Origin of the sequence: Ensifer sp. (genome assembly GCF_035999185.1) — a bacterium.
Taxonomy (GTDB): Bacteria; Pseudomonadota; Alphaproteobacteria; order Rhizobiales; family Rhizobiaceae; genus Ensifer.
The window spans coordinates 122,447-147,226 of record NZ_DASYHB010000224.1 but is presented as its reverse complement, the minus strand read 5'-3'; the positions used below and the strand labels follow the sequence as shown (position 1 = coordinate 147,226).

At 61.7% G+C, this 24,780-nt stretch carries 21 protein-coding genes and 1 pseudogene; 10 read left to right on the top strand and 12 right to left on the bottom strand.

The features are described 5' to 3' along the window. Positions 1 to 79: 79 nt before the first annotated feature. On the top strand, positions 80 to 217 hold the full coding sequence (locus tag VGO04_RS32795) for a hypothetical protein (protein WP_275024823.1): 138 nt from the start codon (positions 80 to 82) through the stop codon (positions 215 to 217). Between the two features lie 229 nt (positions 218 to 446). On the opposite strand, the pseudogene VGO04_RS32790 reads toward VGO04_RS32795, so the two are convergent. The 8 genes and pseudogenes from VGO04_RS32790 to VGO04_RS32755 form a co-directional block, all read right to left on the bottom strand. Next, positions 447 to 577: pseudogene (locus tag VGO04_RS32790) on the bottom strand (LysR family transcriptional regulator); the annotation flags it as partial. Between the two features lie 142 nt (positions 578 to 719). After that, a complete protein-coding gene (locus tag VGO04_RS32785; protein ID WP_327500190.1) occupies positions 720 to 2,294 on the bottom strand; it encodes a TerC family protein in 1,575 nt (524 codons plus the stop codon). Positions 2,295 to 2,697: 403 nt separating this feature from the next. Next, entirely contained in the window at positions 2,698 to 3,414 is a 717-nt protein-coding gene (locus VGO04_RS32780) for a Bax inhibitor-1/YccA family protein (protein ID WP_327500162.1), read from the bottom strand. Between the two features lie 10 nt (positions 3,415 to 3,424). Beyond that, a complete protein-coding gene (locus VGO04_RS32775) occupies positions 3,425 to 4,186 on the bottom strand; it encodes an anti-sigma factor (RefSeq protein WP_327500161.1) in 762 nt (253 codons plus the stop codon). After that, the gene (locus tag VGO04_RS32770) at positions 4,179 to 4,709 is read right to left on the bottom strand and encodes a sigma-70 family RNA polymerase sigma factor (RefSeq protein WP_327500160.1); all 531 of its coding nucleotides are present in this window, start codon (positions 4,707 to 4,709) and stop codon (positions 4,179 to 4,181) included. Before VGO04_RS32770 ends, VGO04_RS32775 begins: the two co-directional genes overlap by 8 nt. A 157-nt stretch (positions 4,710 to 4,866) precedes the next feature. After that, the gene (locus VGO04_RS32765; protein ID WP_327500159.1) at positions 4,867 to 6,666 is read right to left on the bottom strand and encodes an NAD(P)/FAD-dependent oxidoreductase; all 1,800 of its coding nucleotides are present in this window, start codon (positions 6,664 to 6,666) and stop codon (positions 4,867 to 4,869) included. 69 nt (positions 6,667 to 6,735) lie between these two features. Beyond that, complete coding sequence (locus VGO04_RS32760) at positions 6,736 to 7,809, bottom strand: 2,3-butanediol dehydrogenase (RefSeq protein ID WP_327500158.1); 1,074 nt, start codon at positions 7,807 to 7,809, stop codon at positions 6,736 to 6,738. A 162-nt stretch (positions 7,810 to 7,971) separates the two neighbouring features. Continuing rightward, positions 7,972 to 9,843, bottom strand: coding sequence for a sigma-54-dependent Fis family transcriptional regulator (locus VGO04_RS32755; protein ID WP_327500157.1), 1,872 nt, complete (start codon positions 9,841 to 9,843; stop codon positions 7,972 to 7,974). A gap of 415 nt (positions 9,844 to 10,258) precedes the next feature. Between VGO04_RS32755 and VGO04_RS32750 the strand changes: the two genes are divergently transcribed. The 8 genes from VGO04_RS32750 to VGO04_RS32715 all read left to right on the top strand — a co-directional run bounded on the left by VGO04_RS32750 (position 10,259) and on the right by VGO04_RS32715 (position 18,502). Next, positions 10,259 to 11,146 (top strand): amino acid ABC transporter permease, encoded by an 888-nt coding sequence (locus VGO04_RS32750; RefSeq protein WP_327500156.1) that lies wholly within the window; start codon positions 10,259 to 10,261, stop codon positions 11,144 to 11,146. After that, positions 11,146 to 11,907, top strand: coding sequence for an amino acid ABC transporter ATP-binding protein (locus VGO04_RS32745; protein WP_327500155.1), 762 nt, complete (start codon positions 11,146 to 11,148; stop codon positions 11,905 to 11,907). The genes VGO04_RS32750 and VGO04_RS32745 overlap by 1 nt, the downstream gene beginning before the upstream one ends. A gap of 32 nt (positions 11,908 to 11,939) precedes the next feature. Next, positions 11,940 to 12,767 carry an ABC transporter substrate-binding protein gene (locus tag VGO04_RS32740; RefSeq protein WP_327500154.1) on the top strand — a complete coding sequence of 276 codons (828 nt, stop codon included), beginning with the start codon at positions 11,940 to 11,942 and terminating at the stop codon, positions 12,765 to 12,767. A gap of 168 nt (positions 12,768 to 12,935) precedes the next feature. Continuing rightward, on the top strand, positions 12,936 to 13,829 hold the full coding sequence (locus VGO04_RS32735; protein ID WP_327500153.1) for a polysaccharide deacetylase: 894 nt from the start codon (positions 12,936 to 12,938) through the stop codon (positions 13,827 to 13,829). Further along, the gene (locus VGO04_RS32730; RefSeq protein ID WP_327500152.1) at positions 13,826 to 14,719 is read left to right on the top strand and encodes a polysaccharide deacetylase family protein; all 894 of its coding nucleotides are present in this window, start codon (positions 13,826 to 13,828) and stop codon (positions 14,717 to 14,719) included. The genes VGO04_RS32735 and VGO04_RS32730 overlap by 4 nt, the downstream gene beginning before the upstream one ends. Further along, positions 14,712 to 16,073: an MmgE/PrpD family protein gene (locus VGO04_RS32725; RefSeq protein ID WP_327500151.1), complete on the top strand. Its 1,362-nt coding sequence runs from the start codon at positions 14,712 to 14,714 to the stop codon at positions 16,071 to 16,073. The genes VGO04_RS32730 and VGO04_RS32725 overlap by 8 nt, the downstream gene beginning before the upstream one ends. A 55-nt stretch (positions 16,074 to 16,128) precedes the next feature. Further along, positions 16,129 to 17,517 carry an argininosuccinate lyase gene (argH, locus tag VGO04_RS32720; protein ID WP_327500150.1) on the top strand — a complete coding sequence of 463 codons (1,389 nt, stop codon included), beginning with the start codon at positions 16,129 to 16,131 and terminating at the stop codon, positions 17,515 to 17,517. Positions 17,518 to 17,617: 100 nt separating this feature from the next. Then, entirely contained in the window at positions 17,618 to 18,502 is an 885-nt protein-coding gene (locus tag VGO04_RS32715) for a LysR substrate-binding domain-containing protein (protein ID WP_327500149.1), read from the top strand. 205 nt (positions 18,503 to 18,707) lie between these two features. On the opposite strand, the gene VGO04_RS32710 is transcribed toward VGO04_RS32715, so the two are convergent. The 4 genes from VGO04_RS32710 to VGO04_RS32695 all read right to left on the bottom strand — a co-directional run bounded on the left by VGO04_RS32710 (position 18,708) and on the right by VGO04_RS32695 (position 23,204). Further along, positions 18,708 to 19,766, bottom strand: coding sequence for an SIS domain-containing protein (locus VGO04_RS32710; RefSeq protein WP_327500148.1), 1,059 nt, complete (start codon positions 19,764 to 19,766; stop codon positions 18,708 to 18,710). A gap of 10 nt (positions 19,767 to 19,776) precedes the next feature. Next, positions 19,777 to 20,745: an ROK family protein gene (locus tag VGO04_RS32705; RefSeq protein WP_327500147.1), complete on the bottom strand. Its 969-nt coding sequence runs from the start codon at positions 20,743 to 20,745 to the stop codon at positions 19,777 to 19,779. 9 nt (positions 20,746 to 20,754) lie between these two features. After that, positions 20,755 to 21,513 (bottom strand): GntR family transcriptional regulator, encoded by a 759-nt coding sequence (locus VGO04_RS32700; RefSeq protein ID WP_327500146.1) that lies wholly within the window; start codon positions 21,511 to 21,513, stop codon positions 20,755 to 20,757. 92 nt (positions 21,514 to 21,605) lie between these two features. Further along, positions 21,606 to 23,204 carry a choline dehydrogenase gene (locus tag VGO04_RS32695; protein ID WP_327500145.1) on the bottom strand — a complete coding sequence of 533 codons (1,599 nt, stop codon included), beginning with the start codon at positions 23,202 to 23,204 and terminating at the stop codon, positions 21,606 to 21,608. A 191-nt stretch (positions 23,205 to 23,395) separates the two neighbouring features. Between VGO04_RS32695 and VGO04_RS32690 the strand changes: the two genes are divergently transcribed. Continuing rightward, a complete protein-coding gene (locus tag VGO04_RS32690) occupies positions 23,396 to 24,727 on the top strand; it encodes a sugar ABC transporter substrate-binding protein (RefSeq protein WP_327500144.1) in 1,332 nt (443 codons plus the stop codon). Positions 24,728 to 24,780: the final 53 nt, after the last annotated feature.

Below are 24,780 nucleotides of genomic sequence, written 5' to 3'. Positions count from 1 at the left end.
TTGAAAGTCCTGCGGTCCCTGGTTGTCGGCACGTTTGCCGATGACTATGTGTGCGGTAGCGAAGAAAGGATAAAGCCCAATGCGTATTGTCACCTTGTTGCTCGTACTCTCCGCGCTTGCCGGATGTTCCCAGACCGCCGGCGGTGCGAGCAGTGTCCGAGAGGATTACTACGGCGGCGACGGGGGTTTCTATGCGGGCGCGGTTGCCCCGCGCTGAAACGGCGCCACGGCGCTGCCCTTGCGCAGCTGACGTTTGTGAAAACTCCGAGAGCGGCTGGGGCGTGACCAGTCGATTCCGCTCGCATGACGGGGCATCATCTGAACCTCGTCAGTCGTGCCGAACGTCGTCTCGGCGTTGAGCCTCCCAGAATGTCATCTTCATGCTTTGCGTGCGCAGCGCTCGGTGGCTGTGTGGGGCCAGGGGCGGTCGCATGACGGCCGTTTGGCTAGTCGAGCATGATCATGTGTGCCGGCTGCTGCTCTTCGAAGAATATCGAGAAGTCGCTATGCGGGGCGGCAAGGTCTGGTCGGGCGGGTAGTAGAGCGTCAACCAGAGTCCTGGCGGCGACCAGCCTTGCTTCGCCGCCCTCGCACGGTCGCGATTTGAGATGTTTCTCGCTCCATCCTGGAGGGGCTTGAATGCTACAATCCGGCCAGCGTAAGTGCGCCTCCGGCGGCGCGAAAACCTCGTCGAGTTGGGTCTTGGACGGCACTCAGTGCTACTGGGCGAAATTCGACACGGCCGGTTGCAATGTTTGGATCCTGACCTTGTCGATGTTGCGGCCGTCCAGCGCCACTACCTCGTAGTGCAGACCACCGAAACTCACACTTTCTCCCTGGTCGGGCAAATGTCCGAGCCGCCAAAGAATGAGGCCTGCGAGCGTGGAGTATCGGTCGGCCTCATCCACGAGATCGACCTCCAACAACTTCGAGACATGGCGGATGTCGATCCATCCATCGACAAGCAGCGAACCGTCGTCTCCATGCTCGACGGTCAACGGATCCTCGTCATCGTCGGCAAAGTCGCCGGCGATCGCTTCGAGCAGGTCTGTTGGCGTGACGATGCCCTCCATCGAGCCATATTCATCAAGGACGATCGCGACTTGAAGCGGAGACTGGCGCAACTGTTCGAGCAGGCGAAGCGCACTGACGGTTTCGTGTACGACCAGAGGCTGTCGAAGAGAACGGTTGAAATTGATCTTGCCAGTCTCGAGCAGGTCTCTCAAAAGATCTTTCGCCAGCGCAATGCCAAGGAACTCATCGAGATTGCCGCGTCCGATCGGGAAGCGCGAATGGCCCGTTTCGATGATTTTGCGGCGCAGCTCGTCATCGCTTTCTTCGATATCCAGCCACTCGACATCAAGCCTCGGGGTCATGACTGACTTTGCAGGCCGATCCGCAAGTGCCAGCACGCTTTCAATCATCTCGTGTTCGACCGGCGTGAACAGTTCGTCTTCTGTCGCCCGCTCTGCGATGACATCGGCCGTATCGCCGAGAGACGTGTCGCTCTTGCGTCTACCGAGGAGCGAAAGGACCGCGTTTGCGGTGCGTTCCCGCAAGTCGCCCGTCGTCAGGAACCGTTCGCGGTTTCGTCGTCCGATCTGGTTGAAGGCCTCGATCAACACCGAGAATCCGATCGCGGCGTAGAGATAGCCCTTGGGGATGTGGAAGCCGAAGCCTTCGACGATCAGCGAGAAGCCGATCATCATCAGGAAGCCGAGGCAGAGAATGACGACGGTCGGGTGTTTCGACACGAAGGCCATCAGCGGTTTCGATGCGAGAAGCATTACGCCGACGGCAACGATGACCGCGATCATCATGACGGAGAGATGCTGCACCATGCCGACGGCGGTGATGACGCTGTCCAGCGAGAAGACGGCATCAAGGACGACGATCTGCACCAGGACCTGCCAGAAAACCGCATGTTCCACCTTGCCCTCCTTGTGCCCGGAGTGGCCCTCAAGGCGCTCATGGAGCTCCATCGTTCCCTTGAACAAGAGAAACAGACCGCCGAACAACAGGATCAGATCCCGGCCGGAAATTTCCACGCCGAGCACTGTGAACAGAGGCGTCGTCAGCGTGACTATCCAGGCGATTGACGCGAGCAGGACGAGACGCATGCCGAGCGCGAGGCCAAGACCGATCAGCCGAGCTTTTTCCCGTTGATGCTCAGGAAGCTTGTCCGCAAGGATGGCGATGAAGACGAGGTTGTCGATACCGAGCACGATCTCGAGAACGATGAGGGTGGCGAGACCCGCCCAGGCGGCCGGATCAGACATCCATTCGAACATCATTGAGTTCAAAGGCCAGCCTTCAGGGCAAGGCCAATCCTTCTATTGATAAGGGGAGAAAAGAGACTCCGCCCGGCGCCTGACAGATAGCTGCAAGCAACAAGAGAGGTGGCCTCGGGCCGCATCTCAGCGCGGTCACGAGGCAACTTCGCAAACGTTGGTCGGGTTCGGCGTCGTCAGGCATTCCGATCGCTCCGCCCTGTCGGAAAGGTGAGGAACGTTCGGCAGGCAGGCAGTCGAAAACCGCGCACTCTCCGCGTATGGCGAGCCATCGGAAGCGGAGCAGACTTAGGCTGTGGGTTTGGCGCGGGGGCGGTCATGAAGACGGGTCGGTTTTGAGTGCAATGGCCTCCGGGAAAGGAGATGGAGATCCCGGAGGCCAAAACGTGAAATGGTCTTGACGCGGTTACTCTTCGCGCTGGCCGGTGAAGTTCAGCAGCAGCTGGAAGATGTTGACGAAGTTCAGATAGAGCGACAACGCGCCGAAGACCGCGAGCTTTTGCTGGGATTCCTGGTCGAAGTTGTCGGCGTACTGTTCCTTGATGTTTTGCGTGTCCCACGCAGTCAGCCCAACGAAAACGACGATACCGATCACCGAGACGGCGAACTGAAGAGCACTGGAACCAAGGAAGATGTTGACGATTGACGCGATCATCACGCCGATCAGGCCCATGATCAAAAACGAGCCGAACTTGGCCAGGTCGCGTTTCGTTACGTAGCCGTAGAGGCTCGTCGCACCGAACATGGTCGCGGCAATGAAGAAGGTGCGGGCGATGCTGGCTCCGGTAAAGACGAGGAAGACGGAAGCGAGTGACAGGCCCATCACCGCACAGAAGGCCCAGAAAGTCATCTGGGCCGAGGATGCAGACATCGAGTGCATCTTGAAGGAAAAGAAAAAGACGAAGGCGAGCGGCGCCAGCATCACCACCCACTTCAGCGGTGTGGAGAAGATGGGCACGTAAAGTGCCGGCGTGGTGCCGACGATGAAGGCCACCAGGCCCGTCACGACGAGGCCGAGGCCCATATAGTTGTAGACGCGCAGCATATGCTGGCGAAGGCCCTCGTCAAGGGCGGCAGCAGAAGCCTGGCTTCTGCCGCCGAAGCGGTTCTGGTTCGAATACATGAAGGTTTCCTCAGTAAAGTGAGTTCTTGAGAAGCTCGGCCTCGTCGCGGAGGCCGATGCCCGGCGTGCTTGAAACAACCGCATAGGCGACCTCGCCAACCTGCCACCAGGCCGCCTCGGCGTTGGAAAGATTGAAGTCCTTTACGGGCTCGACCGCGAAGTGGCCCGGCCGTCCGGCAAAGAGCGAAATCAGTGTGCCGTCATCTGTCCTGACACTCGTCTCAACGCTGGGCCCGAAATCCGATGGGAACACCTGAACATCCACGACGTGCCATTCCTTCGGAAGCTCAGGCATCACGATGGCCGTCGCAGCACGAATGTCGTCTCGATCGTAGTTTTGCACTTCCGGTTGGGAAGGCATTGTCGCTCTGACGCGCGAAATCTGATGCGCACGGATAGCGTGCTCCACGAAAGGCGGCGGATGCCCCGACGCGTTGACTTCGCTCGGGCCGACGGACGAATGGGCAATCCACCCGACCGCAACCATCAGGCCGACTGCAGCCACCTTTTGCAGGACGTTCAACACGCGCGCATTCGCCAGTCCCGACGAGAGCCGGCGTGCCGCCTCGCGGGTATCGGGGCGTCCGGAGACGACGTCCGACGTCATCGCCAGCTTGAGTGTGGTCCGCATGCCGAGATCGGCCATGACGCGGGCCGCCGCATCGGGATTTCGGGCGAGCCAGGTCTCGATCCGGAGCCTGCCGGTCGCGTCGAGCTGGTTGTCCACGTAGGCACAGAGATCTGTATCGAGAACCGTGTCGACGTCAGTCATGGTCGCCTCCGACAAGCCTCAGGTGGCTGGGCTTTTTCGTTCCGTTTTCAAAGTCTCTGAGGCTTGCTCTTGCGCGTGAGACGCGCGACATCAGCGTTCCAACCGGAATGTCGAGTATGTCCGCTGCTTCCTGATAGGTGAGGTCTTCGACGGCGACGAGATGCAGGGCTTCACGCTGCTCCTCGGGAAGCTGCGTGAACGCCTCGCGAATCTGTGAGAGGCGGACGCTGTGTTCCTGGTGGGCTGGATAGATGGACGCAGCCTCCTGCGCTGTCTGGTCGTCGCGCTGGCCACGAGACGTTGCGGATCGCACGTGATCGATATGGGTGTTGCGCACGATGGCGAAAAGCCAGTTTCTTAGGCTCGCTCCGGACCGGAATGTCGAGCGTCGCTCGTAGGCCCTCACCAAGGCGTCATGAACAAGGTCTTCCGCGTCCGGCGAGTTGCGGGCAAGCGAACGGGCATAGCGCCTCAGCGCCGCCAGCTGGCCAATAACGTCAAACGCACCCTTTTTTAGTTCCATATCCGCATATACGGAATGGACGCGGTTTCTCATCCATCATCGATGGAAAAAACTTCATCAATTCGATTGCGGTGACCGTTTTTTGTCTCTGCACGCGTCGTGCCGGGTGCCACGATACAGCAGAGGGCGGGGTGGTGCCCTCTGCTGCTTTGACGCGTCAACGTTTGTGATGAACGCTCTGGAGGCCATAGACCGGGGTCTGGATGCCTTCCGATCGTGCCTTCAGTTGCAGCGAGAGATACTGCGAATAATGGCGCGACTGGTGCAGGTTGCCGCCATGGAACCACAACGCCTCCTGTTGGGTCGGCTTCCACATATTGCGCTGCTCGCCCTCCCAGGGGCCGGGATCCTTCGACGTGTCGGAGCCGAGCCCCCAGACCTTGCCGACCTTGTCGGCAGTCTCCTGGTCGATGAGATCTGCGACCCAGCCGTTCATCGAACCATAGCCCGTCGCATAGACGATGACGTCGGCCGGAATTTCCTTTCCGTCAGACAATTTTATGGACGTCTCGGAGATCTCCTCCACCTGTCCGGCTGCAAGCTTCACCTTGCGATCGATGATCAGCTGCGAGGCGCCGATATCGATGTAATATCCCGACCCGCGGCGCAGGTACTTCATGAAAAGTCCCGAGCCATCCGCCCCCCAGTCCAGCTGGAAGCCGACGTTCTCCAGCGCCGCGTAGAAATCGGCGTCGCGCTCGCGCATCTTGTCGTAAAGCGGAATCTGAAACGCGTGCATGATGCGATAGGGGAGCGAGGCGAAGATGAGGTCCGCCTTGCCTGTCGTTACGCCATTTGCCAACGCCTGTTCGGAATAGAGCCCGCCGAGCCCGATATCCATCAGCGTGTCGGACTTGACGATATGGGTCGTCGAGCGCTGGATCATCGTGACGTCGACGCCCGCTTCGTAAAGGGCTGCGCAGATATCGTGGGCCGAATTGTTCGAGCCGATCACGACCACCTTCTTGCCCTTGTAGCCATCCGGCCCCGGGTGCTGGGATGAATGATGCTGCTCGCCCGTGAAGCGTTCACGCCCCTTGAAATCCGGAATGTTCGCCTTGCCGGACATGCCGGTCGCAAAGACGAGCTGCTTCGGTCGCAGCACCACTTCCTCGCCGTCGCGGTCGACAACGATAGTCCATTCCTTCGCGGCTTCGTCCCATTTGGCCGATTGGGCGGTGGAGCGCGTCCAGTAATTCAGCTCCATCACCTTGGTGTAGAATTCCAGCCAATCGCCGATCTTGTCCTTCGGTGCGAAGACCGGCCAATTCTTCGGGAAATCGATGTAGGGCAGGTGGTCGTACCAGACGGGGTCATGCAGGCAGAGCGACTTGTAGCGCTTGCGCCAGCTGTCACCTGGCCGATCGTTCTTTTCGAGGATGATGGTGGGCACGCCCAGCTGGCGAAGACGAGCGCCGAGAGCAATGCCGCCCTGACCGCCGCCGATGATCACGACATAGGGCTGCGTTTCATAGCCGAGTGTGCGCTCCTCATGCTCGCGCTCCTCTTTCCAGGTCTTCGCGCCGACATTCTGGCCGTGCTTGGCCCCGAGCGGTCGGGTAAAACCGGACTTCTCCTCGTGGCCCTTGAGTTCGGCCAGCGCCGTCAGCAGCGTCCAGATGAGGCCGTTCTTGATGCGCACGAGGCCATAACCGCGGCCGGTCGCCGTCTCGAACGAGATCCAGCTTTCGATCACGCCATCCGCCTCGGTCGCTTCCTCGCCGGCGGCGACGCGCCAATTGGCGGGCTTTGCGGAAGCGAGCTGTGCATCAAGCATGTCGCGCACCTGGTCCCGGCCCTCGACCGTCTTGATGTTCCAGGTGAAGGCGACGAGGTCGCGCCAGTAGCATTCCTCGGCGAAGAGATTGACGGCATCGTCTATGCGGCCGGTTTCGAGTGTGGCGCCAAAGGTGTCAAGCAGCGTCTGGACGCGGGTGGTGGGGGTCTTCTCGAGCATAATTTCTCCTCCTGCTCTACGATGGAAAAGCGGGACGGCTCCTCAACCGTCCCGCAACGCGGGACCGGCCTAACGCTTAAGGTCGATCAGAATTTTCAGTTGGGTGCCGGCCGGATCGAGCAGCTTGTCGAACCCTGCCGAAACCGCCTCGCGGAGCGAGACATATTTGGTAACGATCCGGCGGGCCGGGATCTGGCCGCTGGCGATGAGGCGCGCGACACGCGGCCAGTAATGGGTCGGGTAGGCCCAGGAACCGCGGATATCGATGTCCTTGAAGGTCACGTCGAACCAGTTCAGCGGGTTTTCCCCGGGATGAAGACCCGTCTGCACGACGACGCCCTGCTTGCGCACCGCGCTTGCGCAATTCTTCAGTGCATGCTCGTTGCCGACGCATTCGATTGCGACGTCGCAACCGGCTCTGCCCTCGGTCTCCCCCTGGACGACGTCGCTGACCTTCTCCTTCTTCGGATTGATCGTGCGAACGTCACCGAGCGCTTCTTTCGCCAGCGACAGCCGCGTGTCGTTGAGGTCGGAGAGGAAAATCTTCGAGGCGCCGGCGGCTCGTGCCGCCATGGCTACGAGAATGCCGATCGGCCCCGCGCCGGTGACCAGAACACTGTTTCCTGCGGTGACGCCGCCACGGTCGCAGGCGTACACGGCGACTGCGGTCGGCTCTATGAGCGCAGCTTCTTCGTCGGAGAGCGCATCGGGAATGGGCTGGACATTGTAGTCGTTGAGAAGGGCTGCTTCTGCCATCCCGCCGGAATGCCAGGAGAGGCCCGCAAGCGCGAGGTTGGCGCTGAGGTGAAACAGGCCGCGATCGGAATAATAGTCGCCGCGGCGCGGCATGATCAGTGGCTGGATCGAGACCCGGTCGCCCGGCTTAACGTGACTGACCCCTTCGCCGATCGCCTTCACGACGCCGCCGAATTCATGACCGAGGATCTGTGGCCCATGGGCGCCCGTGAACGGATGAGGCTCCTTCGGGATGAAGATCGGGCCATAGGCATATTCATGCAGGTCGGTCCCGCAGATACCGCAGAAACGATTTTCGACCAGCACCTGGCCCGGTCCGGGCTGAGGCGGGGTCTCGACATCATCAATGCGTAGGTCCCTGGCGGCGTGAAAGCGCAGAGCTTTCATTGTGTGTCCTCCTGTTGTTCTTGCACAGGAGGTGCAGCAAGCAGCATGCCAGATCGAGAAGCCGCCTATTTTCTACGTGATATCAACTGTTTAAAAATGCCCGCGGCCGAAAGTGCCGGGGAATGCAACAGTTGCCGCGCAACAGGTGTTGCAGGTGCCGCGTCAGTTGAGCCGCTTCAGGCGACGGTGGATGGTGGAGCGGTTGACGCCGAGCTTCCTTGCGAGTGCCGAGACATTGTCGCCGCAGTCTCTGAGCGTCTGGCGCAGTGAATCATCCTCGCCTGGCAGCGAACGGATCGTTTCGGAAAAGAGATGTTCCGGCAGGCACTCGGTATCGATGCGGCCACCTTCGGAAAGGGCGGCGGCGACCCTGAGAACGTTGGAAAGCTCACGCAGATTTCCCGGCCAGTCATGGGCCAGCAGGGCTGCTCGCGCGGCCTTGTCGATGCGGTAGGGCTCGTTGTTCTCCTTCTCGATGCGACCGAGCATCTGGTCGATCAGCCAGCCGAGATCCTGACGCTCACGCAATGACGGTAGGCTAAGCGTCGCGGCGTTCAGGCGGTAGTAAAGGTCTTGGCGGAACCGGCCTTCCTTCACCAGGTCCGCCAGATCGCGGTGCGAGGCGGAGATGACGCGAAGTCGGATCGGGCGAGCTTTCAGCGCGCCGACTGGCTGCACTTCATTTTCCGAGAGCACGCGCAACAGTCGGCTTTGCAGCGCAAGCGGCATGTCGCCGATCTCGTCGAGGAACAGGGTGCCGCCATCGGCATCCTCGATCAGGCCGCGTTTGCCTTTCTGGCTGGCGCCGGTGAAGGCGCCGGGAGCATAACCGAAGAGTTCGGATTCGATCAGATGCTCCGGGATCGCCGCGCAATTGACGGCGACGAAATTGCCGTTGCCGCCGCAACTGTCATGGATCGCGCGCGCAAGATATTCCTTGCCGCTACCGGTTTCGCCTTGAATGAGTATGGGGATGTTGCGGGTCGCAAGCTTTGCCGCGCGGGCCTGCACCCGTTCCATCGCTGCGTCGCCGCGACTGAGATCGCGCAAGGCCCGGGGTAGGCGCGGCTCCGGCCCCAAGGGCGTGCGCAGGCTGACGACCGGCGCGATGGCGCTGGCAAAAAGGACGAGACCGCTCCTGGCTCGAAGCAGGCGCTCGCCGTTCGGCCGGCCGCGCATGAAATTCGGCAGATCGTCCACGTCGATATCGAAGACCTCCGAGACAGGCAGTCCCAGGAAATCGCGCGTTCTCAGGCCGCGGATGTTCATCGAGCGGGCGAGTGCGCCGAAACCGCCATGGGTCATGCCGGTGATACGCCCGCTGCCATCGAGAGCGATGGCGGCATCCGGATCGACATCAAGGAATTCCGGAGACCGCGCGAGCCGCAGGACCCAGTCATTGCGGGTGCGGGTCATGAGGTTGGCAAGTTCGATCCGTCGCGCAGTGGCGGATACGAGGTGCAGCGCCAGTTGCTGGCTCGCCTTGGCCGTGGGGGATCGGAGCTGGGAGATGTCGAGCACGGCGGTAAGGTCACCAAGCGTGTCGAAGACGGGCGCCGCCGTACAGGTCAGCCCGATATGACTGGCGTCGAAATGATCGTCCTGATGAATGATCACCGGTTCCCCAGAAACGATGCAGGCTCCGACCGCGCAGGTGCCCGCCCGGTTTTCAGACCATTCCGAGCCAAGATAGAGCCCCGCCTTGCGCAATTGGTTGTCGAAGGTCGGGTCCCCCATGAAGTCAACGGTAACGCCGCGCGCGTCGGAGAGCAGCAACACATAGTTTTGCTCGGCAACCTGATTGAACAGCCCTTCAAGGCCTGATCGGCCGATGCGGATCAGTTCCTCGGCTTGCTCGCGATGTTCGCGCAACTTTGATCCGGGAACAATATACGCCTCCTGCGCGATGGTGGGATCCAGCTTGTAGTCATTCAGGCAACGCAGCCAGGACTGGATGACGGGTTCGTCGCGTGGGCTCACAGCGCCGGAGGCGACACGCTCGATCTCACGAATATGCGATAGCGATGCTGACATCGATCGCCCTCCCGGCGGGAAAGCTGACACACTCCCGTCGGCAACGTCAAGCGAACGACACGTCGGTCATGGGGCGAGGGCTGCCGTGCCTGCCCACGGATCATTCAGTGGCCAGGCTCGGACGGAAATCTGAGCTATGCGTCCACGCCGAAGAGACGTGCGTCGCATCGGGACATTGGTCGGCACCATCAACGGTCGGCTCGATCCTAGTCACGCAGTAGGATCTTGCGGCGTTCCTCAAGTCCAAATTTGGCGGCGTCTGGACCAACTGGAGCACCGAAACAGTTGGCGCCGTGATTTATGCGTTCAGCGCATGAATTGTATGTCGATATCTCGTTTGCGCTAACCGGACGATCGGCAATAGGCTGACACCAATCCAGAACAACAGTGAAGCGCAAAGCTTCGGGGAACCACAATGAGCGATACCAGACTTGCCGACCCCGGCCAGTTTGTCGTCGTGCCGCGACGCAAGATCGGCACGAAGATACTGGCCCTCGTATTCATCGCCTTGCTGCTTCTGCTTGTCAGAGCATTCTGGCTTGGTGACATCGCCTGGAGCTATGTCGGAGAAAACCTGTTCTCGAAGGCGGTGATGGCCGGCGTCGTCAACACGATCGTCATGACCTTCTGTGCCATGGCGCTCGGCATTCTGCTCGGTGTTCTCGCGGCCGTGATGCGCATGTCCGACAACCCGGTGCTCCGGAGCGTTTCCGTCGGCTACGTCTGGCTGTTTCGCGGTACGCCGGCCCTGCTACAGTTGCTTCTCTGGTTCAATCTCGCGTTGATTTTCCCAACGATCGGCGTTCCCGGCCTGTTTTCGCTGCGCACCGTCGACGTGATGACGCCCTTTGTGGCTGCCTTTCTCGGTCTCGGTATCCAGCAGGGCGCCTACACGGCGGAAGTCGTTCGCGCCGGCCTTCTCTCCATCGATCGCGGACAGACGGAAGCCGCGCTGTCGATCGGCATGACGAAGCTGCGTGCCACCCTGAAGATCGTCCTGCCGCAGGCAATGCGGGTAATCGTTCCACCGATTGGCAACGAGACGATCGGCATGGTCAAGCTGACCTCGCTTGCCAGCGTCATCCAGTATTCCGAGGTGCTGCGCAGCGTCGAAGACATCTACTACGTCAACTCGCGTGTCATCGAGCTGCTGATCGTTGCTGCCATCTGGTACATGGCCGTGGTCACCGTCCTCAGCATCGCGCAGATGTATGTCGAGCGTTATTTCTCGAAGGGCTGGGGCGCCACCCGGCGGGCAGAAGCCGCACCGGCGCCGCATACGACCGTCGAGGAGGCCGCGTGATGGAACCTCTTATCGTCGCTCACGGTCTTCAGAAGTACTTCGGCACCTTCCATGTGCTCCAGGATATCGATTTCAGCATCCGCAAGGGCGAGGTCGTCTGCATCATCGGCCCGTCCGGCTCGGGAAAGAGTACGTTTCTGCGCTGCATCAACCAGCTCGAAAGCATCGATGGTGGCTACGTGACCGTCGATGGCGAGATTGCCGGCTACCGCCGCGACGGAAACCGCCTCTATCCACTCTCCGACGTTGAGATTGCAAGGCAGCGCCAGTCGGTGGGCATGGTCTTCCAGCGTTTCCATCTCTTCCCGCACCGCACGGTGCTCGAAAACATCATCGAGGGGCCGGTTGGCGTCCAGAAGCGTCCGAAGCAGCAATGCGCAGAAGAAGCGCGCGCCCTGTTGAAACGTGTCGGCCTTGCACACAAGGCGGATGCCTATCCCGGCGAGCTTTCAGGCGGCCAGCAGCAGCGCGTCGCGATTGCCCGGGCGCTGGCGATGAAGCCGAAGGCGATGCTGTTCGATGAGCCGACGTCGGCGCTCGATCCTGAACTGGTCGGCGAAGTGCTTGGCGTCATGAAGGAACTGGCAGCCGCCGGCACGACGATGATCGTCGTCACGCACGAGCTCGGCTTCTGCCGCGAGGTGGCGGACCGGGTCGTGTTCATGGACGCGGGCCGGATCGTCGAGACCGGGACGCCGGCCGAGATCCTGGAACGTCCCACAAATCCCAGAGTGAAGAGCTTCATCTCTGCGGTGCTTTGAAGACCAAGAAACAGCCTCAAGAGGAGAATGACATGAAATTTCTAAGGGTAGCCGTCTCAGCGCTCGCGCTTCTTTCTGCAGGTGTCGCTTCGGCCGAAACCAAGCTCAGCCTGGTCAACGACGGCGAGCTTCGCATCCTCACCAATCCGATCTATCCGCCGATGGAGTTCGTCAATCCGGATAAAGGCACGCTCGATGGGTTCGACGTCGATCTGGCGACGGCGATTGCCGCAAAGCTCAAGCTCAACCCGCTGTTCGTCACCTCCGCCTTCCAGGAATTGCAGAGCGGGCTCCAGACCGGACGAGGCGACGTCATCATCTCGGGCATGAGCGACAACGTCAAACGCCAGGAAAGCATGGACTTCGTCGATTACCTGACGAGCGGACCGATCCTGTTCACGACCAAGGCCAGCGCTGAACAGTACAAGCAGCCGGAAGACCTCTGCGGCAAGACGGTTGCCGGCAGCCGCAGCACCAGCTTCGGTGAGAACGTCACCGGCTGGAGCGAGGCCAATTGCGTCGGCAAAGGCAAGGCTGCGATCAAGTTCGAGGGCACGGCCGATTCCAACGCCGCTCGCCTCGGCATGAAGCAGGGTCGTTACGACGCTGTGGTCCAGGGCATCGAAACCATCGCCTACCAGATGCGCGTCGAGCCGGACACGTTCACACTGGTTGGCGACCCGCTGATCAGCAACGACACCTTCGGCATGGGCTTCAAGAAGGACAATTCGGGCCTGCGCGATGCCGTTGCCGGTGCGCTCGACGCGCTGATCGAGGATGGCACCTACAACGAGCTGCTGACGAAGTGGGGCCTCGTCCACAATGCCGTGCCGAAGGCCGTGATCAACGGCGTCAAGTAAAGAGCCTCTTTCGCCCGCGCATCTGATCTCCAAGGGATCGTCGGGCGGCAACCTCCCCAAAGTTCTACCGCTTTTCAACTGGCCGCGGGCCGGAACGGCAGAGCTTTGCCTTCATAAAAACCGCACCCGGCGCTCCGGCCGGGTGCGGTCGCCAACCGGACAAACGCCATGCTCACTGAACCTTCCCTTGCCGCTGATCCTCGGGCTTTGCTCTGGCCAGCCGGAAAACAATCCGCCGTCGCGCTCGCCTTCGATGTCGACGGGCCGACCGGCGATGCGATGCTCGACGGCTCGCTGCTTTCCAATCCGCGCTATTTCACGCAAGGCGCCTACGGACCTTTCAGAGCGCTGCCGCGCCTGCTCGATCTGCTTGGAACCTACGGCCTCAAGGCCACTTTCTTCATTCCCACTTGGGTCGTGCTGCACTGGGGCGAGTGCTGCGAGCGCATTGTGCGCGAAGGGCACGAGGTCGCCTATCATGGCCACCGCCACGAAGTGTTCATCGATCTGAACCGTGAGCAGCAGCTCGATATCATGGAGCGCTCGCGTGCCATCTTTGAAGATCGGCTCGGCATCACGCCGATCGGTTTTCGCACACCCTCGGGCGACTGGAGTGCGGAAACTGCGGAGATCCTGCGCACGTTCGGCGTGCTCTATTCGAGCTCGATGAGGGGCGACGATCGACCCTATTTTCACACGAGTGCCACATCCGAATACGGCCTCGTAGAGATACCCGGTCGCTGGGATATCGATGACTATACGGCCCTTGCCTACACGGAGGAGCCGGACTTTCCCATCGGTCTCGACCGGATCTCGGATTACCGCACGGTCGAGCAGAACTGGCGCGCCGAGTTTGAGGGCTACCACCGCGAGGGGCTGTGCTGGACCACCATCCTGCATCCGAAGGTCTGCGCCAAGCCGGGCCGTCTTTCGATCCTTGAAGGGCTGTTCCAGGCGATCACCGCTCATGGCGACGCGGTCTGGGCCGCACGCTGCGGCGACATCGCCCGCTGGTGGATCGAGCAAAATTCGGCCGGTGGCCGTCACGGGAGGCCGGCATGAGCGTGGTCGCGGCAACAAAGTGGCCCGAGGGCAAGCGCTCCGCGGTGCTGATCTCGGTGCTGTTCGATGACGGCATGGATGCGGTGGCAGCAGCGCCCGATCTGGTCCAGCGCAGCAAGAGCTTTTCGGTCTGGAAATATGGCGCCCAACGCGGCGTCGAGCGCCTGTGCCGAACCTTCGCTTCGTCGGACATCGCCGCGAGCTGGTTCGTGCCGGGGCAGGTGGCTGAAGAACATGCCGCCCTCCTCAAGGACGTTGCGGCGGCCGGTCATGATCTTGAAAGCCATGGCTGGGCCTTCGAGCGTCATGATTGCCTGCCGTCGGCGCAATCGCTGGAGCTCTTGAAACGGTCGCGCGATGCTCTCGGGCGTATTTCCGGCCGGGCTGCGACCGGCTTCCGCCTGCCTGCCGGAAACTGGCCACAAGGTTTCGACCGACTGCTGTCAGACGCGGGATACGGGTGGTCCGCTTCGCTCAACGGCGACGACGTACCCTATCTGCATCCCTCATGTCTGGTCGAGGTACCGGTTCACGTCGAACTGGAGGACCGCCCCTATTTCCAGTTCAACTTCGCTCCGGCCTTTCCCAAGGGGCAGAGCCGCATCCCGTCCTATGACGGCGTCCTGCACAACTGGATCGCGGAATTCGACGCCTATCGTCGCTTCGGCCTCTGTTACGTGCTGCAGCTCCGGCCTGAATGGAGCGGCACGCCGGGACGGATCTCGCTGGTCGAGGATCTGCTGGCACATATCCGCGGCTTCGACGATGTCTGGATCGCCACCGGCGCCATGATCGCCGACTGGCAGCAGGAAAACGGAAGTCAGCCGCCGCCGACCCATCCCCTCAACGTCTATGACGCCTACCTGCGGGAGCAGCAATCGCATGGCTGATCCAGTTCTCCTTTCGCTTGCAACCAAGATCGCTGCCGCGGGCTTCGACGACTTTCCGGATGCAACCGTCAAGAAGGCCAAACTGCACATTCTCGATACTTTCGGCGTTGCCGTCGCCGGCTCCGCTTCAGCCGAGACGCGCATGACATTGGCAGCCCTTGGAGTGGAGGCATCAATCGGTGCTTCGATCATCTGGGGAACGCCGCTTTCGCTCGACGCCCGCACCGCCGCGCTCGTCAACGGTGTTTCGGCCCATGCACTCGAACTCGATGACAGCGGCGGCTGCGACCATTCCGGAGCGGTCGTTCTTCCGGCGGTCGTTGCAGCCCTCGGTGAAATGAACCGGCCTGTCCATGGTCGGGAGTTTCTGAAAAGCGTGCTGATCGGCTACGAGGTCGGACGGCGCGTATTGGAGGCCGCCGGCGGCTATGAGACGCATAACGGCCTTGGCTGGCATTCCACCGGAACCTGTGGTGTCTTCGGTGCGGCGGCAGCCGTAGGCACGCTGCTCGGCTTTGATGCCGAGCGCCTTACCTCGGCTCTCGGCCTTGCGTGTTCCTTTGCGAGTGGAACTTGGGCCTTCATTCACGACGGCAGTCCGGCAAAGAAACTGCATGCCGGCCGTGCCGCCGAGGGCGGGCTGCTGGCCGCACGGCTCGCCGCCAGCGGCTTTGCCGGTCCCGGCGACGTGTTCGACGGGAAGGCATGGGGCAGCTTCTTCCAGGCGTTTTGCCGGGGCGAGGGCGATCCTGCGGCACTCGACAGCGCCTTCGGTGAAAGCTGGCGCATCGATCGATGCTCGATCAAGCCGCATGCCACCTGTCGTGGCACCCACTCGGCCATCGACGCGATCGACAAGCTGCTCGGCGATCATGCGTTGAAGAGCGAGGATGTCGCGGCGGTCACCGTCGAGATGAGCGGTTTCCAGTTCGGCATGTGCGCAGGCAAGACGCTGACCTCGCGCGCGCAGGCACAGATGAGCCTGCCCTATGCGGTCGCTGCGCGGCTTCGGTATGGCAAGGTGTCGCTCGCCGAACTCGAGGAGCGCGCCTGGCGCGACGCGAGTATCGGGCCTTGGCTCGATCGCATCGACGTTCGTATCGACCTGGCCATGTCCGACGAGGCAGAACCGGCGGTCGCGCTTACAACGGTCGATGGCCGAAAACTGAAGACTACGGTGGAATTTCCGCTCGGCAGTCCCGCAAACCCGCTGAGCGACGATCGGTTGATCGGCAAGTATGACGAGCTCGCAGCCACTGTCCTGCCGGCGAGAAAGGCCATGGCTCTACGCGAGTGCGTTCTTGAACTCGATCGCTCGGCCGATGCGCGCGCGCTCCTGGAATGGTTGCGATGAAGCCGCACCCGGCAAGACGCCGAAACCCTAACCACAAGATTGCTTAGAGGATCAGATGACAGCACAGATACAGTCGACGTGGTCGCCACTTTTCAAGGAAGCCGTGTCCACGGACTTCCGCGATTTCCACGAATGCCTCGATCAGGACAAGCGCATCGCGCTCTACGACGTCGCTGGCTCCAAGGTTCATGCCAGCATGCTGGCGCGCGCCGACATTCTGACGGCAGAGGAAAACGACCGGATCCAGGGCGGGCTCGATCAGATCGCCGCGGAGATGCGCGCCGGCACCTTCGCCTGGAAAAAGGAGCTGGAAGACGTTCACATGAACGTCGAAAACCGCCTGACCGCACTCGTCGGTGACGCCGGCAAGAAGCTGCACACGGCGCGTTCCCGAAACGACCAGGTGGCAACGGATATTCGCCTCTACGCCCGTGCCGAACTGGACGCGCTGGCTGCGGAATTGAAGGCGCTCGTGCTTGCTTTTGTCGATCTCGCCGACGAGCATGCCGACACGATCATGCCCGGTTTCACCCACCTCCAGGTCGCCCAACCCGTTACATTCGGCCACCACCTGATGGCCTATGCCGAGATGTTCCTGCGCGATCTCGAACGGGTAGGCCAGGCGCGCGAGCGGCTCAATGTCTCGCCGCTCGGTGCTGCGGCGCTCGCCGGTACCGGCTATCCGATCGACCCGGCCTACAGTGCCAGTGAACTCGGTTTTTCGCGTGCGTTCCGCAACTCGCTCGATGCGGTTTCCGATCGCGACTATGTCGTCGATATCTGCGCGGCCGGCGCCATCATCATGGGCCATCTGTCGCGCTTTTCCGAGGAAGTCATCCTGTGGTGCACCCCGATGTTCGATTTCATCGAGGTCGGCGATCAGTTCTGCACCGGCTCCTCGATCATGCCGCAAAAACGCAATCCAGACCTTGCCGAACTGGTGCGCGGCAAGGCGGCGCGAGTCATCGGCAATCTGACGACTTCGGCGGCGCTGATGAAGGCGCAACCGCTCGCCTTCAACAAGGACCAGCAGGAATCCAAGCCGCCGCTCACCGATACGCTGGAGAATGTGCGGGGGGCGGTCACGGTGACCGCCCAGATGCTGCCGACGATCAAGGTGCGCGACCGCAAAATGCTGGCGGCGGCCGAGCAGGGCTATTCCACCGCAACGGACCTTGCCGACTATCTGGTGCGTGCCGGCCTGCCGTTCCGCGATGCTCATCATGCGGTCGCTGCAATTGTCGGTGCCGCTCGCGAGCGGGATCTTGCGACGCTCTCCGCGATGCCGCTTGCCGAAATGCAAGCCTTTGCCCGGATCATCGGCGCGGATGTCTACGAGGTGCTGACGGTCGAAGGGTCGGTTGCCAGCCGCAATCATCCAGGCGGAACAGCACCTGAGCAGGTCAGACGCGCGATCGCGGAACTCCGCTCCCTGCTTGCCTGATCACGGCAATCTGGCCTTTACCACCATGATGGCGACTGTTTAAATGTCACGGTCGCCATCGCGGAGGAGCCCTTTGAAGCCGGTTTTCGAGCAGACTCGCTTGCCGCCCCTGCAGACGCTCCAGACGTTCTCGATCGTTGCAGAAACCGGCAGCTTCACCGCTGCGGCGACGGAGCTCAATCTCAGCCAAAGTGCGATCAGCCGCCAGATCCAGCAACTGGAGCATTATTTCGGCTGCACCCTTTTTGAACGCCACACGCGCAAGGTTGTCATTACCGAGCAGGGTGCTGCGATCATGCCGATCGTCAACGGTCTACTGGTTTCGCTGCGAAACTCGTTCGAGGCAACGCGAACCAAGAGCCGGTCGCTGACGATCCGGATGCCCCCGACGTTCGCCCGGCGGTGGCTGCTGCCGCGGTTGCCGGAACTGCAAAGTCGCCACGAAGATCTGAATATCACGATTGACACCGCCTGGTTTGCCCGCCCGACTTTCACTGTCGGCGACATCGATCTCTTGATCACCTATGGCAACGGACATTGGCCCGGGATGGACGTTTTTCTGCTGCTTCCCGAGAAACTGACGCCGATGTGTGCGCCGACGATGGCCGAGACGCTCGGGGACCCAGCGACGCTCGAGAACCTGTCGCGTTGCGTGCTGTTGCATTCCAATCCGCGCCAGAGCGACTGGACGTTGTGGCTGCAGGCGGAAGGGGCGTATGATTTTCGCGCTGCGCGCAACCAGATCTTCGACACGCAGGATTTTGCAATGACCGCGGCCGCAAGCGGCTACGGCGTCACAATGGGCGACCTTTATCTCGCAAAACACGATTTGCAGAACGGGGAGCTGGTGAGGCCGTTCCCGCGTATCATCGACAGCGGCTACGGCTATTATGCCCTTTATCCCGCTCAGCCCGAAGCCCGCAGGAAAGTGGCGGACCTGGTGGAATGGCTGTCGGAAGTATGCCCGGATGGGAACGTCGCCTAGGGGCACCGGTTCTGCTTGCGCGCAGACCGTCTCATAGGGCTGGCAAACCCGAATTCTCTCAACGACATTGCCCGGTCGCTGGCGCGGCCGGGCAGGTGGGGGCGGGTTGGTCGAGCGCGGCGGCTTGATCCGTGCCGAACCAAGCCACTGTGATGGAAAGTAGTCTGAAGGGCCCTGCCGCGCGCTACGTCGACCCCTTCGACTCCTATTCGATCACGGTGATCTTCGAGCCGTTGAGGAATTTCGCAGGCTCAAAGCCGCGGGCAAGGGCCATGGGGACCATCAACAGCTGGATGGGAAGGATTTCCAATACGGGAAGCAATCCTTCGGCAACGGTCGGAAGAGGCAGGACCAGGCTGTGACCGGATGGTTCCGGTACTGAGTTTTCGGGGGCGATCACGAGGCAGCGGCCCCCGAGACGGGTGATGTCGGCCACGGTCCTGAGGTTGAGGTCAAGGGTCGCGCCCGGGCCACCGAGGAACATCACGCTGCGGAAGCCCTCGCGGACCAGTTCCAGTGGTCCATGGCGAAACTGGCCACCGGACAGCGCCTGCGTCGGTGCTTTTGCCGCTTCCGCGGTGACCAGTGCTGCCATTGCAGCACTGGCAAAGCTTCCGCCGCGGCCGACGAAGGTCAGAGGAGCATCGTGGCCGACGAAGGCCAGCATCTCGTGCAGTTTTGCGGGCAGAGAGGCAAGGAGAGCATCGACGGCGTCAGAAAGCGTCGTGATTTCTACGGCAAGCGCATCGGTGTGGCCGGTCAGGATGCGCTCGAGGACGTAGAGGGCCGCAAGCCCGGCGGTGTAGGTCTTGGTCGAAACGGTCTGTTCGGCGCCAACCTCGGTTGCCATCGAAAGGGAGGCCCAACGCGCAAGCGTATTGTCGCGCGGATTGGTGATCGCGACCTTGACGCTCACGCCGGCGTCCAATTCCGTCATGCGGCACAGCTCGACGCTCTCACCCGACTGAGAGATGGCGATGACCATTGCACCCTTCCGCAACAGGGCAGGCGCCTGTTGGATCAACTCCGACGTATCCCACAGCGACACTGGAACCGGCAGCGACTGGCTCAATCTCAACCAGGTGCCATAGGCGCTGTACAAAGATCCGCCCATGCCGGTGAGGATGACGTGCTGCACGTCGCCCCGATCGATCGCGATGCGGATCGCCTGAACCTTCTCGATGAGGTCGGGCGTAACAAGCTGAGCCAGCTTGCGGATTGCGGCCGGTTGTTCTGCGATTTCGTCAAGATAGGATTGGGACACGGGAACTCCATCATGCCTGGGGGATAGAAAAGATCTGCGTTGCGGCGCCGATGATGCCGGCATCGTTGCCAAGCGAAGCGAGCGAGAAGCGAACCGGCGCGAGATACATGTCGAGACCGCAAAGCCGGGCTTCGCGTTCGAGCGGTGCGAGCAGAAGGTCGCCGGCCGCACTCAGGCCACCGCCAAGCAGGATGACATCCGGTGCGAAGATTTGCGCCCAGGTTGCAGCGCCCCGCCCGAGCCACCGGCCGACATCGGCAAGCATGGCTCGTGCAGCGGTATCGCCGTCAAGCGCCGCCACGATGACATCCGATGCATCGGCCTCCCGCCCGAGGTCACGTGCCCTTGCGGCGATCGCGCTGTCGGGAACCTCGGTGCAATAGCGTCGCGCAATGCCGTTCAATGCGTCTCCGGACGCCAGCGATTCCAGGCAGCCGACGCAACCCTGGCGACAGGGCTGGCCCTCGCTGCCGGACATGATGAGCTGTCCCGCGTTTCCAAGGCCCCCGCCGGATGTGATGAAGGGTTTTCCGTTGACCGTCAGCGAAACGCCGATTCCCGTTCCAGCCGCGATCAACAGAAGGCGCCCGGCATCCTTGTCCTTGCCGAACACGGCTTCCGCGAGGCCTGCCGCTGTCCCGTCGTTTTCCATCCGGGCGGGGAGCGAAAACCGTGCACCGATGCGCTCGGCCAGGGGAAAATCATCAAGCGCAGGGATGTTGCCGAGATCTCCGGATAGGTTGTCGGGATGGATGCGGCCCGGAAAGCCGATGCCGATACCGAGTGACCTTGCCTGCGGCTGCGCGGCCATGATCTCCCGGATCGCTTCCGCATAGCGATCGACTATGCCATCGGCATCGTCAGCGTCGCCGACGACAATGCGACGCCTCTCGACGATCTCGCCCGTTGCCGAGACCAGCCCGATTTTCGTGCTGCCGCCGCCAATGTCGATACCGATTGCGAAATCCTGATCCGGCACTGACTGCTCCTAGAGACGATAGCGGTTGACGCTGAGCATGAAGCCGTCGCCCTTGTAGACGGACTTCACATATTCGACGGCCTGGTCCGTGTCGGTGACGGTGACGCGCCAGACGGTGAGCACCGGCGAGCCGGGCTCAATCTTCAGGTGGCCGGCCTCTTCCTCAGTTGCAGACGTCGGCTCGAACAGTGCGTCGGTCCAGGTCGGAACGATGCCCCAGGTCGCTGCCATTTCCGCATAGAGCGAGGCACCTTCGAAGGTTGCGCGCGTCGCTGATGGGTAGAGCGCTGCCGGCAGGTACGCATCCTCGAGTGCCACCGGGTTGCCATCGATGCTGCGAACCCGACGCAGGAAGAGGAAATCCGGACCGCTTTCGCCTGCCGTCTGGAGATGCTTGCGGAAGGCGGGTGACAAGGCTTGGCCTTCCTCGTAGGCAACGATGGTCGAGCCGGGCTCGGCGCCGAGCTTGCGGACTTCCGTCGTGAAGCTGTGGAAGCCGGAGACACCCTTCATGCGCGACGCGGTGCTGAAGTAGCCGCGGCCATGTTCGCTGTAGATGACACCGCGGGTCTCCAGTTGTTTGAGCGCCTGGCGAACGGTGACGCGGGACACGCCGAACTCGCGCGAAAGTTCGCCTTCGGAAGGCAGGGCGAAATGTGCGCCGTTGCGTGCCTTCACCTCGTTGTCGAGGATTTCAGCCACCTGGACATACATCGGCGTAGCGCCGCTCTTGCGGATCGGTTTCTTTTTCAGCCACATCTCGGTCATTGGTCTTCCTTTCTCCTGAAGGTGGTCGAACCGTTAGTCTCTAACATGTCGAGACAAGTCGGCAAGTACACCTGCAGGGTGCGGTCTTTTCTTCAATGCCTTGTCATGGTCGCGGCGATCTTCTCGGCCGCCATGATGATCGGAGCGTTGATGTTGGCAGACGGCACGCGCGGGAGGATGGAGCCATCGACAATGCGCAACCTCTCCAATCCGTGTACTCGGCCGGCAGAATCGGTGACCGCGAAGTCGTCGGAACCCATGCGGCAGGTGCTCGTCGGGTGATGTTCGGTGTTGGCAACGGTGCGCAGCCAGGCCTCGATCTCGGCGTCTGACGCTTTGACGTCGGGCGTGTCGACCGCCTGACCGCGATAGCGACCCCAGGCCGGTTGGTGCGCCATTTCCAGCGTCTTGCGGATACCGTCCACCATCTCGAGCGTGTCGCGCCGATCGGTGAGGTAATTGAAACGGATCGATGGTTTCGCAGCCGGGTCGGCGGATCGAAGCGTGATCCGGCCGCGGCTGTAGGGGCGCATCTGGCTGACGAAATACTGGAAACCGTCTGAGATCATAACCTTGCCGGACTGGAAGTCGGCGAGGAACGGCAGGAATTCGTGCTGCATGTTGAAGTAGTCGATCGCGTCGCTGGACTTGAAGAAGGCGCCGACCTCGAAGAAGTTGGTGGCACCGAGCCCGCGCTTGAAAAGCAACCATTCAACGCCGAGCTTCAGCCTGCCGACCATGTTCAGCTGCCGGCGGATGGACACGCCACCCGGTGACGTGAAGCGCAGCGGCGCAACGACATGGTCTTGCAGGTCAGCGCCGACGCCTGGTAGGTGGGCGGTACTGCTGATGCCGTGCTCCTTCAAGGTCTCCCGGTCGCCGATGCCGGAAAGCATCAGCAGATGCGGCGAGCCGACCGTGCCGGCCGACAGGATGGTTTCGCGTGCCGCGCGGATCGTCCGGCGCTCACCGCGCTCAACGAGCACAACGCCGGACGCGGAGCGACCATCGACGAGGATTTTTTCGACCAGGCAGCCGGTCATCACGGTGAGATTTTTCCGGTTCTTCGCCGGCGTCAGGTAGCCAAGGCTGGTGCTGCAGCGAACGCCGTCGCGGATCGTCGCCTGGGTGATGTGAACGCCATCCTGCGCGCCGCTGTTGTAGTCGCCGGCGTCCCGCAGGCCGAACTCCTGGCCCGCCGCAAGGAAGGTACGGTAGAGCGGGTGATCAGCCTTGCTGCGAACGACGTTGATCGGGCCGGCGCCGCCACGCATGGGGTCGCGGCCACCCTCGAAGCTTTCCAGCTTCCTGAAATAGGGAAGGCAGTCGTCAAAGTTCCAACCCTCGACACCGAGGTCGCGCCAGCTGTCGTAGTCCTGCTTTGCACCGCGCACGAAAACCATGCCATTGATCGAGGAGCTGCCGCCAAGGCCGCGTCCACGCGCCTGGCCGATACTGCGGCCATGAAGTTCCGACTCGGGCTCGCTCTCGAATTTCCAGTTGTAGCGATCGCTTTCGATCGGGAAGGTCAGGGCGGCCGGCATCTGGATGAAGATGCTGCGGTCGCTCGGGCCTGCCTCGATGAGGCAGACGGAAACCGCCGGGTCCGCGCTCAAGCGATTGGCCAGCACGCAGCCCGCCGAGCCGGCGCCGACAATCACATAGTCAAATTCCTTGGTCGCGGTGGGCATTTGTCTTGTCTCCGAGCGGCGCTGGGCCGGATTTCTGCGCTTCCGCCCGACCTCGTCTCACGTTTGGAGCGCTTTTTAGAGGGGGCTGGACAGCGATCTGAGCCTGTGTTAGCTACTGTTTAACATGTAGTAACAAGTTGTCAAGCGGTCAACATAACTACATGCCACCAAAACAAATCGGGAGCAGAGCCATGAAACGAAGGGGATTCATCACTTTAGCGGCTGCGTTCGCAGTTGCTGCCTTGTCCACCAGCGCATACGCGATCGACTGGAAGCAGCAGTCCGGCCAGCAAATCACCGTGTTGCTCAGCGAGCACCCGTGGACGGCCGAGCTGCGCAAGCATGTCGGGGAATTCGAGGCTGAGACCGGAATCAAGGTCAAGATCGACGCGTTTGCCGAGGATCTCTATTCGGATCGCATGAACCTTGCGGTCCGCTCGGCCGATTCCGTCGCTGACGTCTACATGATCCAGATGGACTCAGCACTTTACACCCAGTGGGAGGCCGGCGTCGTCGAGCCGCTGACGCCCTATCTCGACGATCCTGCCAAGACGGACGCCGACTATAATCTCGCGGACTATCCGGAAGGTTTTCGCGCCGGCGCGTCCTTCCCCGTCGGAGAGCCGAACCCGCAGCTATACGCGATCCCGATCTCATTTGAGGCCTACACGCTCTTCTACAACAAGGAGCTGGTCGACAAGTATCTTGGCGGCAAGGTGCCGGCGACGATGGATGAGCTGATTGCTGCGGCAAACGACATCAGTGCCAAGGGCGAGGGCAAGATCTTCGGCGCATCGATGCGCGGCAAACGCTCGGCCGAGCTGGTGGACACGATGACGGGCATCGTGCTCGACGCCTGGGGCAGCGAACCGGCGAACCTTCCCTATAACATCTGGTTCGATGGCGACTGGTCGAAACCGCGCTTCAGTGATCCGCGTGTCGCCAAGGGGCTCTCCTACTATGCCGGTCTCCTGAAGGCCGGCCCGCCAAGCGCGCTTTCCTATGGCTGGGAAGATGCGAGCCGCTTCTTCTCGCAGGGCAATGCCGCCTTTTTCGTCGACGCCTCCGTCTTCGGTCCGGGCTTTGAGGATCCGAAGACTTCAGCAATCGCTGGCAAGGTCGGCTATGCGCGGCTGCCGGCGTCCACGGGAGACATCGGCTACAGCGGCCATTGGTCCTGGGGCATTTCGATTGCCAAGAACTCCCCGAAAAAAGACGCCGCCTGGCTCTTCGTGCAATGGGCGACGAACAAGAAGATGACGGCGGCGCTTGGCGTTGCGACCGGCGGTGCGCCGCGCGACACGTCCTGGGAGGATCCCGACTACGTCAAGGCGCTCGACGCCGGATACGTCGCCGCGGTGAAGACCCAGATGAAACACACGCGGCCCACCTCGGTCTTCCGCCAGGGCTGGAACGATGTGGTTCTCCTGGTCGTCGACGCCATTCACCAGATCTACCAGGGCACCACGCCTGAGGATGCGGTGGCGGAACTCCAGACCAACGTCGAAGACACGCTCGAATAGCCCGTCTCCTTCCGGGGCCGGACCATCCGGCCCCGTTTCTCCCGAAAGCAGGA

What these genes read in the sequence shown, in the direction of transcription:
- VGO04_RS32795 (WP_275024823.1), top strand. Translation starts at nt 80, where the DNA reads ATGCGTATTGTCACCTTGTTGCTCGTACTCTCCGCGCTTGCCGGATGT.
- VGO04_RS32785 (WP_327500190.1), bottom strand. Translation starts at nt 2,294, where the DNA reads ATGATGTTCGAATGGATGTCTGATCCGGCCGCCTGGGCGGGTCTCGCC.
- VGO04_RS32780 (WP_327500162.1), bottom strand. Translation starts at nt 3,414, where the DNA reads ATGTATTCGAACCAGAACCGCTTCGGCGGCAGAAGCCAGGCTTCTGCT.
- VGO04_RS32775 (WP_327500161.1), bottom strand. Translation starts at nt 4,186, where the DNA reads ATGACTGACGTCGACACGGTTCTCGATACAGATCTCTGTGCCTACGTG.
- VGO04_RS32770 (WP_327500160.1), bottom strand. Translation starts at nt 4,709, where the DNA reads ATGGAACTAAAAAAGGGTGCGTTTGACGTTATTGGCCAGCTGGCGGCG.
- VGO04_RS32765 (WP_327500159.1), bottom strand. Translation starts at nt 6,666, where the DNA reads ATGCTCGAGAAGACCCCCACCACCCGCGTCCAGACGCTGCTTGACACC.
- VGO04_RS32760 (WP_327500158.1), bottom strand. Translation starts at nt 7,809, where the DNA reads ATGAAAGCTCTGCGCTTTCACGCCGCCAGGGACCTACGCATTGATGAT.
- VGO04_RS32755 (WP_327500157.1), bottom strand. Translation starts at nt 9,843, where the DNA reads ATGTCAGCATCGCTATCGCATATTCGTGAGATCGAGCGTGTCGCCTCC.
- VGO04_RS32750 (WP_327500156.1), top strand. Translation starts at nt 10,259, where the DNA reads ATGAGCGATACCAGACTTGCCGACCCCGGCCAGTTTGTCGTCGTGCCG.
- VGO04_RS32745 (WP_327500155.1), top strand. Translation starts at nt 11,146, where the DNA reads ATGGAACCTCTTATCGTCGCTCACGGTCTTCAGAAGTACTTCGGCACC.
- VGO04_RS32740 (WP_327500154.1), top strand. Translation starts at nt 11,940, where the DNA reads ATGAAATTTCTAAGGGTAGCCGTCTCAGCGCTCGCGCTTCTTTCTGCA.
- VGO04_RS32735 (WP_327500153.1), top strand. Translation starts at nt 12,936, where the DNA reads ATGCTCACTGAACCTTCCCTTGCCGCTGATCCTCGGGCTTTGCTCTGG.
- VGO04_RS32730 (WP_327500152.1), top strand. Translation starts at nt 13,826, where the DNA reads ATGAGCGTGGTCGCGGCAACAAAGTGGCCCGAGGGCAAGCGCTCCGCG.
- VGO04_RS32725 (WP_327500151.1), top strand. Translation starts at nt 14,712, where the DNA reads ATGGCTGATCCAGTTCTCCTTTCGCTTGCAACCAAGATCGCTGCCGCG.
- argH (WP_327500150.1), top strand. Translation starts at nt 16,129, where the DNA reads ATGACAGCACAGATACAGTCGACGTGGTCGCCACTTTTCAAGGAAGCC.
- VGO04_RS32700 (WP_327500146.1), bottom strand. Translation starts at nt 21,513, where the DNA reads ATGACCGAGATGTGGCTGAAAAAGAAACCGATCCGCAAGAGCGGCGCT.
- VGO04_RS32695 (WP_327500145.1), bottom strand. Translation starts at nt 23,204, where the DNA reads ATGCCCACCGCGACCAAGGAATTTGACTATGTGATTGTCGGCGCCGGC.
- VGO04_RS32690 (WP_327500144.1), top strand. Translation starts at nt 23,396, where the DNA reads ATGAAACGAAGGGGATTCATCACTTTAGCGGCTGCGTTCGCAGTTGCT.